The organism is Aeromonas sp. A600620, from assembly GCF_029479985.1.
Lineage (GTDB): Bacteria > Pseudomonadota > Gammaproteobacteria > Enterobacterales > Aeromonadaceae > Aeromonas > Aeromonas veronii_A.
In genome coordinates, this window is sequence record NZ_JAAKXB010000012.1 from 1 (window position 1) to 13,886 (window position 13,886).

At 60.0% G+C, this 13,886-nt stretch carries 11 protein-coding genes and 2 tRNA genes; 4 read left to right on the forward strand and 9 right to left on the reverse strand.

From position 1 onward, the window contains the following. Window position 1: 1 nt before the first annotated feature. Both G5533_RS14695 and G5533_RS14700 read right to left on the reverse strand, forming a co-directional pair. A tRNA-Met gene (locus G5533_RS14695) sits at window positions 2-75 on the reverse strand. A gap of 87 nt (window positions 76-162) precedes the next feature. Further along, a tRNA-Met gene (locus G5533_RS14700) sits at window positions 163-239 on the reverse strand. 196 nt (window positions 240-435) lie between these two features. On the opposite strand from G5533_RS14700, the gene glgX reads away from it, so the two are divergent. After that, window positions 436-2,499: a glycogen debranching protein GlgX gene (glgX, locus tag G5533_RS14705; RefSeq protein ID WP_151285686.1), complete on the forward strand. Its 2,064-nt coding sequence runs from the start codon at window positions 436-438 to the stop codon at window positions 2,497-2,499. 67 nt (window positions 2,500-2,566) lie between these two features. Here glgX and G5533_RS14710 read toward each other — a convergent pair whose 3' ends face one another. The 3 genes from G5533_RS14710 to G5533_RS14720 all read right to left on the reverse strand — a co-directional run bounded on the left by G5533_RS14710 (window position 2,567) and on the right by G5533_RS14720 (window position 6,233). Continuing rightward, a complete protein-coding gene (locus G5533_RS14710) occupies window positions 2,567-3,286 on the reverse strand; it encodes a hypothetical protein (RefSeq protein ID WP_151285685.1) in 720 nt (239 codons plus the stop codon). A 168-nt stretch (window positions 3,287-3,454) separates the two neighbouring features. Next, complete coding sequence (locus tag G5533_RS14715) at window positions 3,455-5,092, reverse strand: ATP-dependent endonuclease (protein WP_216953487.1); 1,638 nt, start codon at window positions 5,090-5,092, stop codon at window positions 3,455-3,457. A 262-nt stretch (window positions 5,093-5,354) separates the two neighbouring features. Continuing rightward, a complete protein-coding gene (locus G5533_RS14720; RefSeq protein WP_441254959.1) occupies window positions 5,355-6,233 on the reverse strand; it encodes a helix-turn-helix domain-containing protein in 879 nt (292 codons plus the stop codon). Between the two features lie 168 nt (window positions 6,234-6,401). Here G5533_RS14720 and G5533_RS14725 point away from each other — a divergent pair, with 168 nt between their 5' ends. Together G5533_RS14725 and G5533_RS14730 are read left to right on the forward strand one after the other, a co-directional pair. After that, window positions 6,402-7,319 carry a DMT family transporter gene (locus G5533_RS14725; RefSeq protein WP_167574347.1) on the forward strand — a complete coding sequence of 306 codons (918 nt, stop codon included), beginning with the start codon at window positions 6,402-6,404 and terminating at the stop codon, window positions 7,317-7,319. 69 nt (window positions 7,320-7,388) lie between these two features. Continuing rightward, window positions 7,389-8,255 carry a LysR family transcriptional regulator gene (locus G5533_RS14730; protein WP_103251180.1) on the forward strand — a complete coding sequence of 289 codons (867 nt, stop codon included), beginning with the start codon at window positions 7,389-7,391 and terminating at the stop codon, window positions 8,253-8,255. 76 nt (window positions 8,256-8,331) lie between these two features. Here the strand turns inward: G5533_RS14730 and G5533_RS14735 are convergent, their stop codons facing one another. The 4 genes from G5533_RS14735 to G5533_RS14750 all read right to left on the reverse strand — a co-directional run bounded on the left by G5533_RS14735 (window position 8,332) and on the right by G5533_RS14750 (window position 13,260). After that, entirely contained in the window at window positions 8,332-9,108 is a 777-nt protein-coding gene (locus G5533_RS14735; RefSeq protein WP_005333472.1) for a TSUP family transporter, read from the reverse strand. A 189-nt stretch (window positions 9,109-9,297) separates the two neighbouring features. Next, window positions 9,298-10,065 carry a tRNA-uridine aminocarboxypropyltransferase gene (locus tag G5533_RS14740; RefSeq protein WP_164536669.1) on the reverse strand — a complete coding sequence of 256 codons (768 nt, stop codon included), beginning with the start codon at window positions 10,063-10,065 and terminating at the stop codon, window positions 9,298-9,300. Window positions 10,066-10,250: 185 nt separating this feature from the next. Then, a complete protein-coding gene (locus G5533_RS14745; RefSeq protein WP_164536668.1) occupies window positions 10,251-11,462 on the reverse strand; it encodes an ROK family transcriptional regulator in 1,212 nt (403 codons plus the stop codon). A 130-nt stretch (window positions 11,463-11,592) separates the two neighbouring features. Then, entirely contained in the window at window positions 11,593-13,260 is a 1,668-nt protein-coding gene (locus tag G5533_RS14750) for a methyl-accepting chemotaxis protein (RefSeq protein WP_103251177.1), read from the reverse strand. A 123-nt stretch (window positions 13,261-13,383) separates the two neighbouring features. Here G5533_RS14750 and G5533_RS14755 point away from each other — a divergent pair, with 123 nt between their 5' ends. After that, window positions 13,384-13,839, forward strand: coding sequence for a YchJ family protein (locus tag G5533_RS14755; protein WP_441254960.1), 456 nt, complete (start codon window positions 13,384-13,386; stop codon window positions 13,837-13,839). The last annotated feature ends 47 nt before the right edge of the window (window positions 13,840-13,886 follow it).

Genomic DNA, 13,886 nt, shown 5'->3' on the forward strand with positions numbered 1-13,886 from the left:
GTTGCGGGGGCCGGATTTGAACCGACGACCTTCGGGTTATGAGCCCGACGAGCTACCGAGCTGCTCCACCCCGCGTCCGAATTGTCACCCTCAAGCCGAGCAGTAGCTTGATGGCGTTTGTTTGCTTTCGACTGTTTACACGATCGCAGGCTGACGAAAAGTTGGTTGCGGGGGCCGGATTTGAACCGACGACCTTCGGGTTATGAGCCCGACGAGCTACCGAGCTGCTCCACCCCGCGTCTGAGGTCGCCAATAATAGGCGCCAGCGCACAGATTGCAAGTAAATATCTCAAAAAAAGTTTATTCGTAGATTAATCAGACAGAGAGTGAGGACATTAGCAGCATCATGCTGTTTTTTCAGGCAATAGAGTCAAAGCCACATACCAGGCACTACACTCAGTGAGATGAACACTCCTCATTTTGGGTAGGTATGATATGCGCATCTCCGCCGGTCACTGCCGTCAGTTGGGGGCGACACCCGACAACCGCGGCGTCAACTTCGCCATCTGGGCCCGCTTGGCCAGCCGGGTAGAGCTGCTGCTTTTCTCCAGTGCCGAAGATGATAGTCCCGAGGTAATTCCCCTCTCCCCCCGTTTCAACCGAACTGCCTACTACTGGCATATCCATATTGAAGGACTCCCCATCGGGCAACGCTACGCCTACCGTATCCAGGGACCATGGCGTCCCTATTGTGGCACCCGCTTTGATGGTGACAAGGTTCTGCTCGATCCCTATGGGCGCAGTATTGAACTGGGCCCCAACTATGACCGATGGGCGGCTGCACGCCCCGGCAGCAATATGGCTTGCTGCGCCAAAAATCGGGTAGTCGATACCCGCCACTACAACTGGGAAGGAGACAAACTGCCTGCTCACTCTCTCTCCCGCTCGGTGATTTACGAACTCCATCTGGGGGGGTTTACCAACTCCCCGAGCTCCGGGGTTGATCCTGCATTGCGGGGCACCTATCTTGGATTGATTGAGAAGATCCCCTATCTGCAATCTCTCGGGGTCACCGCCGTTGAACTGCTGCCGGTGTTTCAGTTCGACCCTCAGGATGCTCCCAGGGGGCTATCCAACTACTGGGGATACAGCCCCATGTCCTTTTTCGCCCCCCATGCCCAGTACGCCTGTGGCGATGATCCGCTGACCGAATTTCGCGATATGGTCAAGGCGTTGCACAGGGCCAATATCGAGGTGATCCTGGATGTGGTCTACAACCACACCGCCGAGGGGGGAGATGATGGCCCCACCTTCTCGTTTCGCGGCATCGACAACGAGGCCTACTACATCCTCGACAACAACCAGAAGGACACTAACTACTCGGGCTGTGGCAACACCTTCAACGGCGCACACCCGGTGGTACTGCGGATGATCATGGACAGCCTGCACTTCTGGCGCCAGGAGATGCACGTCGATGGCTTCCGGTTTGATCTGGCTGCCATTTTGTCGCGGGATGAATCGGGCCAGCCACAGGCCAATGCCCCGACCCTGCGCACCATAGATACCGATCCCAAGATCGCCGATATCAAGCTGATCGCCGAGGCCTGGGATGCAGGGGGGCTCTATCAGGTGGGATCACTGGCCGGCGCCCGCTGGCGTGAGTGGAACGGCCAGTTCAGGGACGACGTACGCCGGTTTCTGCGCGGGGATGACAACAGCGTCACCGCCTTTGTCGAACGGTTGTGCGGTAGCCCCGATATCTATCACTATCACCATGCAGATCCCGAGAAGAGCATCAATTTCGTCACCTGCCACGACGGCTTTACCCTGTGGGACTGGGCCAGCTACAACAACAAGCATAACGAGGCCAATGGCGAGCAGAACCGTGATGGCTGTGATCACAACTTCAGCTGGAACCACGGCCATGAAGGGGTAACGGACGATCCCCAGATCAATGCCCTGCGCACGCGCCAAGCCAAGAACATGATGGTGGCAACCCTGTTATCGGTGGGATCCCCGATGCTGTTGATGGGGGATGAACTGCTGCGCACCCAGCACGGCAACAACAACGGTTACTGTCAGGACAACGCGACCTGCTGGATGGATTGGCAACCAACTCCCCGCAGCCAGGAGATGTTCCGCTTCATGAAGGAGCTGATCCAATATCGCAAACATCTGTTCCAGCGCCCGGAGCAGGAGAGCATGCCACTGTCGCTCACCGAAATCCTGCGGCACAGCGAGATCTGCTGGCACGGAGTCAATGCCATGCAGCCAGACTTCAGTCCCCACTCCCATGCCATCGCCATGTCGGCCCTGTCAAGCGAAACCCGACTGGCCCTTTACGTACTGTTTAACGCCTACTGGGAGCCCCTCACCTTCAACCTGCCCAGCCCGCCCAAGGGAGTTGGCGGCTACTGGCGGCGGATCCTCGATACCGCCCTCCCTTCACCGCAAGATATCTGCACTTTCGGCATGCCACTGGAAGGGTTGACCAGAGAGTATCTGGCCCAGCCACGCAGCAGTTGCCTGTTTATCTGCGGGGCCGATGACTTCTATTGATTCTCGAGAGTCAGATATGAAAAAGCCCCGGGCCTTGGCTCGGGGCTTGCTCTTTTCAGTACCAGTGTCAGATCAGCTGGTACAGCACGCTGGTAGCGGCGATCTGGGCGATAAGCAGGCCACACAGGGAAGTGGAAACCACCACAGGCGCGGTATCACGCTGCAAGTAGAGCGGGCTGAACCAGAGCAGCAGGGAAGCCACCAACAAGGCAGCCTGTGTCACCACCGCCGGGATCAGATCATCGAGATTGGCTTCAGCCCCTTGCCAGCCCACCAGCACGGCCAGCCAGATAAGGCTGGCCATGGCGCCCGCCAGCGCAGCCAGCGGCAGAAGAGTATTAAACGCCTTGAGGCGGTGACGGGCTCGCAACAGCATCAGGTGAGCAAAGGCCGCTCCCAGCATCACCATCTGCAATAAACCGCTCACCCAGCCCTGCAGCTGCAGCAGCCCGAAGCCATAAACAGCGAGTGGCAACGCCGGTAGCCAGAGCAGCGTTGAGGGGACTGCACGCTTGCCCTCCAGCCGTGACTGGGCCAGCGACAAGCCGACCCCGAGCACCAGTGCGGCACCACCACTCCAGATCAGCCAACTGGCCGCCTTGGCCTCTACCGCCAGCATCAAGGAGAGCGCGGTAATGACCCAGATGGAGAAGAGCTGCTGAGTGATGCGTGAGCGCTGGCCGGGGCAGATATCACCGCGCCATAACACGATACCGAGGGCAATGAGGGCACCAAGTGCCATCAAGCCGGTAAGGGGAAAGAGCCAAAGTGGGAGTTGGACGAACATGACGCCTCCAGCAGCAAGAATTCGGGAGCGCCACCGGGGCGCCAGAGAAGAGTGGGCGAGTATACCCAAACCTGCGGCTATCCCCAATCACGACAAACAGACCGGCAAAAAATGAGCAGATGCCCCGAAGGTCATGATGCAGCCGACAGGCCCATTATCACACCGACTTCACACCTGACCGCGAGCCAGTGCCACTACCCGCGCAAACATCTGACGCAGCACGGGAGGAATATGCTCGGCACCAAGCCGCTCGGCTTCTTCCACCACCGCCAGTGCCATCCCCGGCTTGCTGCGGTGATGAATCGCCTTATTGATGATATGACTGGCACTCCACATGGCTCGTCCGCCCACCCCTGCTTCCCGCCGGAACACGGCTTCAAAACCATTGTGATAGAGGTAATGTTCAATGTCAGAGGCTGGCAACTGAGTCAACCGATCCCGTTCCCGCTCCCCTTTGAGTTGGCCCCGGGCCGAAGCAGCATACTTGAGCCCCGCCTCGTCGCCATCGGTCAACAGGTGCCACTCGATACCAAAATCCCGCGCCACCTTGATCAGCGGTGACTGGCCGCACTGGGCAAACTCGATAATCCGCACCCCTTCGGCCCGCAAACTGTAACCACAGATCTGGGCCAGCTCGGAGAGCAGCCAGATCTCGGTCTCCCCCTCCACCAGCAGCCAGCAACGGGCAAACAGCGACATGGGGCGGTTGATCCGCACGTGGAAGGCGATCTTGCGCAGATCGTCGCTGCTGTAACGCTCGCCCCCCAGCTGGTGACAGAGGATATCCTGCTGACGGCGCACCAGTCGTCGCACCTGATTGAGCGGCAGGGAAGAGAGCAGATCTCCCGAGTTGGTGGTGAGCAGCTTCTGGCCCGGCAGTTGTTCCAGCAGCCCCCACGCCAGCGCCAGCATGGTCGGGTGCAGCCGGCTCTCAGGATCCTCTAGGATCATGATGGGACGGGCCCCCTCCTCCAGCTCGCGATTGCCTCGCGCCTGCAGCAGGGTCGCCGCCATCCCGGCCATCGCCAGTTGCAGGGTGCGGTTATCGGCATGGCGCAGCAGGGTGTGCAGGTTGCCAGGATTGCGCAACGTCATGGGACGATTGATGATGTCACGCTGGCTGCGCGGTTTGTTCTTGATGGGGGCCAGAGCGTTGAAATAGTGATCCATCAGCTGGCGCACTGCTTGCAGCGCCTCCTTCAACTCCGGCTCCCCGATGCGCTGGGGCTCATCGATCAGCTTGTCGGCCAGTTCACTGAGTCTGTGCTCCGAGAGATCTCCCCACTGCAGGGTTTCCACCCCGTTGCGGGCACTGCGAGCGTCCCGCAGCCGGAACACCGGGTTCATGGTGATCAGCAGGCTAACCAGTTCGTTAGTATTGGCAATAGGCAGGCTCTTGCCCACCCCGTCGAGAAAGTCGTGAATGGTGAGCACAGAGCCATCAGCTTGCAGCTCGGCACTGGCACGATAGTGGATGCGATGAAACTTGTCCTTGTGCAGCACCCAGGAGGCGCCAAGACGAGCCAGACGGCGAGAATGCTGGCACATTTGTGGCCTGTGCTCACTGAAGGTGAGCACCAGTTGCAGATGACGCGAAGGGGCCAGCTCGGGATCTTCCGGTTGGTGAAAATCATCGGCGGTGAACTGATAGGGCTCGGCATTTTGCCCCAGCAGACACCAGAGCGCGCGCAACAGGCTCGACTTGCCCCAGGTATTCTCGCCAATCAGCACTGTGGTGTGATCCAACCCGAGCGAAAGACGATTTATACCGCGAAAACCTTTTACTTCAATACGTTCCAGAAACATCCTGCAATGTCCACGTCACTCAGATTGAGCAATAGTGGCAAAGTTAACTGGAAAATCCTATCGGCAGCCGGGCTTTTTCAACGTGAACTGTGAGGCACTGCAGGTTCGGGAGGGGTGACGACAGCGGTGCGATCTTGCGGGGCATTCCAGTGGCTGAACCAAAGGTGACGGGTACGGATTTGACGTTTGCGATAATTCAATGGGCATTCCTTTCAATGGATAAGTGGTAGAGAGTACACCTCTTTTGCCCAAAGTCTCAGGCTTATCTGTGACGGGAAGATGACAATTGCGCCCGCCACTGCCCCGGCGTCAAACCAAACGCCTCGCGAAAACGATTACCGAAATGGGCCTGCGAAGAGAAGCCACACTGACTGGCGATGCTGGCCAGCGGCTCGGGGCCAGTCAACAGCTGCTTGGCCCGTTTGAGCCGCAGCCCCAGCAGGTAACGGTGGGGCGGGCAGCCGAGACTCTGGCCGAACATGCGGGCAAAGTGATACTCGCTCAGCCCCGCCTGCTGGGCCAGCTCTGCCAGCGTGACCGAATCGGCCAGATGGGCCTGCAGATACTCCTGCATCCGCTTGATCACCACGGGCGCCAGCCCGCCGCGCAGAGGCGGCAGACCGGGAGCCTCCTCGGTGTGGTGGCGATAGGCGTGGAGGATCAACATCCAGGCGCCGTGGGAGAGTGCCAACCGATCGACCCCGTGCTGCCACTGAAGCTGCATCAACTGGCGCTGCACCAGCGAAGCCGCCTGCGGATCGTCGATAAAGGTCTTGTCCACCAGTTGCAGGTGGCGCCCCTCCTTGTCACACACCTCCTCGGCGATACGGGTGAGGTGAGCCGGGGTGAAGTAGAGATGAAAGAAGCGAAACTCTTCGCGCACCAGCCACTCGGATCTGTGGTGATCCGGCATGATGCACACCTTGCCGGTGCCGCCGTGGCCACCCGGCCCATCGAGTCGCTCGGTCTGCTCGCCTCCTTGCAGATAGACGCTCAGGGTGTGGTGGCCCGGCTTGTGATAGCGGGTCTGGTCATAGCAGTTGCGCCAACTGGCGACGCCAAGCCCGGGTTCGAGCCAGCAAGCGTCGTCCAGCCGGGCGCCGGTGCTGACCAGAGCATCAAATACCCCTGCTGTTTTCATTCGCCCCTGCCGCCTGTTCCGGTGTAAGTGTTATGTCGCTGCCACCCATCTTACCGACCGCGCCCGCAGATGACAGCGCAGGGCGATGAAAAACCGCAAGATGGTGCAATCCAGCCATCAGGGCTTGCCCCATAGTGGGTCATCTCTCCCTGACTCACCGGAACAGTGATGAACCTGATGCTCTATCTTGCCACCGTGCTTATCTGGGGCAGCACCTGGATTGCCATCGCCTGGCAACTTGGCCCCATCCCCATCGAGGTGTCGGTGCTCTACCGCTTCCTGCTGGCTGCGGTGGCACTGTTTGCCCTGCTCACCGCCAGCGGCCGCTTTCCGCGCCTGCCGTGGCATGGCCAGCGCTATGCGGCGCTGCTCGGTGCCCTGCTCTTTTCCACCAATTTTCTCTGTTTCTACCACGCCACCCGCTATATCCCGAGCGGCATGTCGGCGGTGATCTTTGCCAGTGCCAGCATCTTCAACGGCCTCAACCTCTGGCTGTTCGAGAACAAGCGCCCCACCCTGCGCTGGCTGCAAGGCTCCTTGCTGGGGCTCTTTGGCACCCTGCTGCTGTTCTGGCCGGTGCTGGCGGATGCGCAACTGGGTGCAAACGGCTGGAAGGGGCTGCTGCTCGCCTGCGGCGGCACCCTCTGCTTTTCGCTGGGCAATCTGGTCTCGGCACGGGGCCAACGCCATGGCTACCACGTACTGCAACTGGTGCCCTGGGGCATGGTTTACGGCGTGGTGCTGTTGCTGGGCTGGGTCATATTGCTAGGCCAACAGCTGGTGGTGCCGACCGATGGCCACTATCTGGTGGCCATGGTCTACCTCGCCCTGTTTGGCTCGGTGATCGCCTTTACCGCCTATCTGACGCTGGTGGGGCGCATCGGTGCCAGCAAGGCCTCCTACGCCACCGTGCTCTTTCCATTGGTGGCGCTTACCCTCTCCACCTTCTATGAAGGCTTTGTCTGGCAGCCGGTCTCGGTGGCCGGAGTGGTGATCAGCCTGATCGGCAATCTGGTGATCTTCGCGCCGCCCTTGAGCGAATGGCGCATTCGACCGGCCAAGGCAGCAAACGACCCTTGCTCCTGAGCCAGTCAGCCCCTAAGGTAGCGCTGATCAATCTGTGACGATCCTGATGGCGATAAACAAGGGGGCGAGATGTTACTGGAAGGGCTGGAGACGCTGAGCCTACTGGCAAGTGAAGGAACCATGGCCAAGGTGGCCAGTCGCCTCTATATCAGCCAGTCGGCGGTGAGCAAGCGGATTGCCCAGCTGGAGCAGCGCCTCGGCAAGAAGCTGATCGAGCCGGAGGGGCGCCAGATCCGCCTCACCCCGCAGGCCAAGGAGCTGCTTGAGCGAGTGGCCCCGAGTCTGGCCGAAATGAAAGGGGTGCTCGCCGATAGTCAGGATCTGGCGGATCAGAGTCCTCTCCCCATCGCCTGCTCCGAAACCCTGCTGGCGGGTTATCTCGCCCACTTCATGCGCGACTATCTGGAGCACGATCCCCACCTTGCCCTCTCTACCCACCACACGCCGGTCATTCTGGCGCGGGTGCGCAGCGGTGATGCCCTGCTCGGCATCTGCGCCGGTCGGCTCCCACCCGGCCATGGCCTCGGCGCCGATCTGCTACTGGAAGAGCCCTTTTATCTGGTTGGCGAGGCGCAGCAGAGCCTGCCGCCAGCCAGCGCAGAAAGCAGGCGCAAGATCCTCACCATGGATCTGGAGAACCCCTCCAACCGCTACCTGCGCGAACCGCTGGCAGATATGGGATTGGAGCCCACCATGGAGCTCGACTCCTATCTGGCGCTCATCGAACTCGCCAAGGCAGGCATTGGCCCTGTGCTGCTCCCCGCTGGCCTGCTGGGGCTGGTGGGAGAGCAGGGGGAGATGGCGCGCCCACTGCCCGGGCTGGGCCGCCCCCTCCATCTGGTCTACCGACCAAACAGCCTAAAGCGCGAGCGCATTGCCCAGCTGGTGAGCACCCTGCACCAACACTTTAGCCACCGCAGCGACACGCCGAGCTAGCGCTGTAAAACACCAGATGTGACAACGGGGCCCTTGGGCCCCGTTAACAATTGCGATGCGGCAAGCAAGGCGCACATCAGATCCAGGCAAACAGCTCCGGATACTGGCTCCAGACCAGCTTGGCAGACATCAGCAAGGAGACGGTCACCAGCAGCGGCTTGATCAGCTTCACCCCTTTTTTCAACACCATCTTGGAGCCAAAGCGAGCGCCGATGAACTGCCCCAGCGCCATGCAGAAGCCGACACTCCACACCACCTTGCCACCGAGCGCAAAGAACAGCAGGGAGGCGATATTCGAGGTGAAGTTGAGCAGCTTGGTATGGGCGGTGGCGCGCGCCATGCCAAAGCCCGCCAGCGCCACAAAACCGATGGCAAAAAACGAACCTGTGCCCGGCCCGAAGAAGCCGTCATAAAAGCCGACCCCGCCCCCCACCAGCAGCGCAAACAGCATGGGAGTCAGACGGCGGGAGCTCTCGGCATCGCTTACCCGCGGCGAGAAGTAGAAGTAGCAGGCAAAGGCCATCAGCAGGAAAGGGAGCAGGCGCTCGAGAATGGCGGCGTCTATGGTCTGCACCGCCAGCGTGCCGATGGCCGCACCGATAAAGGTGCAGATCACCGCAGGCCAGATCATGGCCCACTCCAGCAGCCCCTTGCGGGCATAGAACCAGGTGGCGGAGAAAGAGCCAAAACTGCTCTGCAGCTTGTTGGTGCCAAGCACCAGCGCCGGCGGCATGCCTGTCGCCAGCAGCGCCGGCACCGTCAACAGGCCGCCGCCACCGGCGATGGCATCGATAAAGCCGGCGACAAGCGCTACACCGAACAGGGCAAACAGGGTAACCAGTTCCAATTCCATCCATAGACCTCACGAGAGTGGGTTGCCCGACACAGGGGCAACCGGGGGGAGAATAAACACGCCGGGCAGAGGGGCTACACTGACTGCCGGTTATCCTAACGGGCCAAAGTCCATGAATCTAACGAAACAGTGGCAGCCAATTGATTCCTGATTTTCACTAATTTAGGCTCTCGCGCCCCTGCCCTCGGCTCAGGCGGCGCTTTGTGGCGCCGGTGACTCCGCTTCCGATCCCTTGATGGCGGTCAGGGCCGCCAGCAGCGGCGCCTCGTCATCACCGGGGAAGCGGCTGACCCGACCGGCCATGTAGCGGCTGCTGAACAAGTTGAACCAGTACTGCAGTGCCTGCCCGGCCCTGAGCTCCCCGGCCACTTCCAGCACGCAGGCCGCTACCTCGGCGGTGCAGAGGTGCTCATCGCAGTTGGCCACCCGCATACCGTAGGTGGAGAGCGTATCGGGTTTGATGGCCAGCACCGGAAAACCGTCCAGATAGGGGCTCTTGTTGAACATCTTGCGCGCCTCCGGCCAGGTGCCGTCGAGCAGGATAAATAGCGGCTTCTTGCCCGGTGCCAGCGTCACCTCGCCGGTCAGGCGGGCAGGCTCCTTCTCGCAAGCGGGAAAGACTACATAGGGCTGCCAGGCAGGATCGGCCAGCAGGGCCAGCAACTCGGGATGGGGCTGGGTACGTGACCAGAGAAACGCCCAAGTGGTATCCGGCAACACATCGGCGATCAGGCGACCGGTGTTGGAGGGCTTCATCGGCTCGCTGTCATACATCAGCAGGCAGAAACCGGCCTCTGCTTTGAGCTCGGGGCGCCACTCGCAGGCACACCAATCCTCGCGCAGCTGACAGGCCGGACAGCGAACCAGGGTGCCGCCACGGGCAAGAAACGGTCGGGTAGAGATACTCTTGCGCCAGGCCCGCAGGCGGTTGACGGCGTGATCAGGAACAGGCTTCATCTAGGTTCACAACTGGAGTCAAAACAGGAACGGCGACGGTGCCAACATGTCTCGGCGCTATAAGCGCCCGAAAACAGGGGGGTCTGCCGGAAAAGCGCAATATTGTACCGAGTTACGCGCTGGCGGAACAGCAATCCCTGCCCCTTTCGCCAGACACAGTGCCAACTCCTATTGCCTTCATTGCCTTACGACTCCTGACAGCTGCGCAGCAGCTCCAGCAACAGGCTGCCATCGCGCAGTGCCTTGTGAACCTGCACCGAAGTGGGCTTGGTGGGATCTTCGTAGAAGTGGGTCGATTCAATCTGCAGCCGCACCAGATATTCGGCGGGTAACTGGCTGGCCAGCGACTGGTGCAGCATGGGGAACAGCAGCCGATCGGCACGAGTGATCTCGCCCCCCAGCAGCAGCTTGCCCGGATTGAGCAGGCAGATGAGATTGGAGAGTACCTTGGAGAGGCGGCCCGCCGCCTGATGGAGAATATCCTGACAGAGGCCGTTGCCCGCCAGCGCCAGCTCGCACAGCTCGCGGATGGTGACGCTCTCGGGCAAGTCGTGCTCCTGCATCCGTTCGCGCAGATCCCGGTATTGCGCCTCCAGCGCCTGATTGGTCACCAGGGTGCAGGCACAACCAAAGCCGCCGCAGTAGCAGCGCTGGCCATAGGGCTCGAGCTGCAGGTGGCTGAGATCCCCGAGCAGCGCATTTTCGCTCTCGATGAGCTGGCCATTGACCACCATGCCAACCCCGATGTCGTTGTGGACAAACACCAGCACCGCATCGGCGCAATTTTTGGCGGCCCCCCACTCCCGCTCTGCCTGGATCCAGGTGCGCACATCACCACTCACCAGCACAGGTACCGAGAACACCTCCTGCAAGGTCGGCCCAAGCGGCCAGTTGCGCAGATCATAGAAGGGGAAATGTTTGACCATACCGGAGTGACGCTCTACCTGTCCGGGTAGACAGAGAGCGATACAGGCCAGATTGAGGGACTTTCTCGGCAAGAACCCCTGGATCGCATGTACTAAGCTGCCCAGCAGGTCGTTACGCTCAAGCTCGGTAAAGAGATGGCGATGGCGGGCCAGGGAGCGGCCTGAAAAGTCGAACAGCGCCATATCCACGTAACCACGACCAAGACGCATGGAGAGAAACTGGAAGCGGCGCTCGTTGATGCGCAGCAGGGTCTGACGACGACCGCGCCCCACCGAACTTTCGCCACAGGTCACCACCAGACCACCATCGAGCAGTTCACGAGTGATCTTGGTGATGCTGGCAGGCGAGAGGCCGGTCAGGCGGGAGAGATCGGTGCGCGACAGCTCCTTGTGCTCCTCCAGACTGGCATAGACCAGGCCATAGTTGAGCTGACGGATCAAATCGATACTGCCTTTCACGATCTCATTCATAGGGTATGGATTAAGGGCTGAAACTGGGGCCACCGATTTTCACACATTATTGCTCGATCCCCAAATAAAGCGCGGTCTGAACCGAGGTTCAGACCGCATTGTTGAGTCAATATCACCGAGATGGTCGGGCTCAATAACGGAACTGGGAGACCAGTTTGCGCAATTTGTCACCGGTATTGGCCAGATCGCGGGTGGTGCTGTTGGACTCCATGGCTGCGTCGGTCAGCTCGCTGACTATCTGCTGAATGGCTACCAGGTTCTTGTTGATCTCCTCGGAGACCGCGTGCTGCTCTTCGGCAGCGGTAGCGATCTGAATATTCATGTCGTTGATGGTACTGACCGCCATCACCATGCTGTCGAGGGAGCTGGCAATATGGCTTGCCTCCTGCACCGTCTCCTGACTGCGATCCTCGCTCGCCTGCATCACATCCACCGCCTGCTTCACCCCCCCTTGCAAGCGCTGGAGCATCTCATTGATCTCTTTGGTGCTCTGTTGGGTACGACCGGCCAGCGAACGCACTTCATCCGCCACCACCGCAAAGCCGCGACCCTGCTCACCGGCACGGGCCGCCTCGATAGCGGCATTCAGCGCCAACAGGTTGGTCTGCTCGGCAATGCCGCGAATGACCTCCACCACCGAGCCAATCTTGGCGGTCTCTTGGGCCAACTGTGCGATGACGCCAGCAGCAGTATGCACCTCCCCCACCAGTCGGTTGATGCTGTTGATAGCCGTACTGACCACACCACGAGCTGCGTCGGACTCACGGGCGGCATCACTGGTTGCTGTCGCGGCATTGGAAGCACTGGCCGCCACCTCCTGGGCAGTGGAGCTCATCTCGGTCACCGCAGTCACCACCTGATCGGTTTCCCGGCTATGGCCATGCATCTGCTGGTCATAGTGCTCGCTCAGATGGTGCAGCTTGTCAACAGCGGTGAAGAGATGGTTACTGGTCTCGCCAACCTGACTCACCACCGACTGGATCCGCTCGACAAAGCGGTTGAAGGCGCTGGCCAGCTGGCCAATTTCATCGTCGCTCTGCACCTTGAGGCGCTGGGTGAGATCCCCGTCACCATTGGCAATATCGTTCAATGCCAGCACGGCATCAGCCAGCGGCTTGGTAACCCGATTCCCCACGATCACGGTCGCCGCCAGGGTGACACCCAGGATCAGCAAGATCACCAGCACACTGCTCTGCAGCGACTCGTGCATATTGCTTTCGCGCTCGGCGCGCAGGGCCGCCAGCTCGTTGTCGATGTCATCGATATAGAAACCGGTACCGATAACCCACTGGTATTTGTCGAGCGCAATGTTGTAGGCGAGCTTGGGAGCATCACGACCAATGGAAGGTTTGGCCGTCCAGTACTCGGCAAAGCCATCCCCCTGACGGGCCACCTTGATAATGTCCTGGATCAGCAACTTGCCCTTGGCATCCTTGTCGTTCCAGCGATTTTTTCCCTCCAGCTCGGCACGGGTAGGCAGCAATATAGTGTTGCCCTCGAAGTCATAGACAAAGAAATAGCCATCGCTGCCGTAACGCAACGGCCTGAGCAGCTCTTTGACCTTCTGACGATTTTCCGGAGAATCCGGCTGTGCATAAACGGCATCGACGGCGGTTTTGGCCATCATGATGTAACTGCTGAGCAGCGCTTTACGCTCCTTGATGGCATTCTCCCTCGCCACCACCAGCTCAGACTCCAGGTCGCTCTTGGAGACCATATAGTTACTGAGATTGACCACCAGGGCCATCAGCAGCACGGGTACTGCACCCAATAACAGGATTTTCTGTTTTAGCGTCATCTTTCACATCCTTGCAGCTGTTTTTATTGGAATTCCTTGCTTACCCATCAGTATAGGTGCTGGCAGGGCGAGCCCAGCTTTCGTTACAATTCCCTTAAACAAATCGGCCAGAACGTGAAAATCATGAATCTTTGTCCTTGCGGCTCAACCCTTTCTCTCGAATTGTGCTGTGGCTTACGTCACAGTGGCGCGGTGGCTGACACCCCGGAGCAGCTGATGCGCTCGCGCTACAGTGCTTTTGTGCTCGGTCTGGGGGAGTATCTGGTCCATAGCTGGCACCCGACCCACCTTGGCGGCCTCACCGCTGAAGAGCTTTCACGCATCGACACCCGCTGGGATGGTCTCGAGATCATCGCCAGCCAGGGCGGCCCGGAGGATGAAACCGGGATGGTGGAGTTCAAAGCCTGGTTTCTGGAGGGGGATGAGCGTCACTGCCTCCATGAGCGCTCCCGCTTCGTGCGTTATCAGGGGCGCTGGGTCTACACCGAAGGGGAGATCGATCCCCTTCCGCCCAAAACCGGCCGCAACGATCCCTGCCCCTGTGGCAGCGGCAAAAAGCACAAAAAGTGCTGCGGCTGACCCATAACACACCCACCAGACTCGTCAAACAGTGACAAGGGGCATCC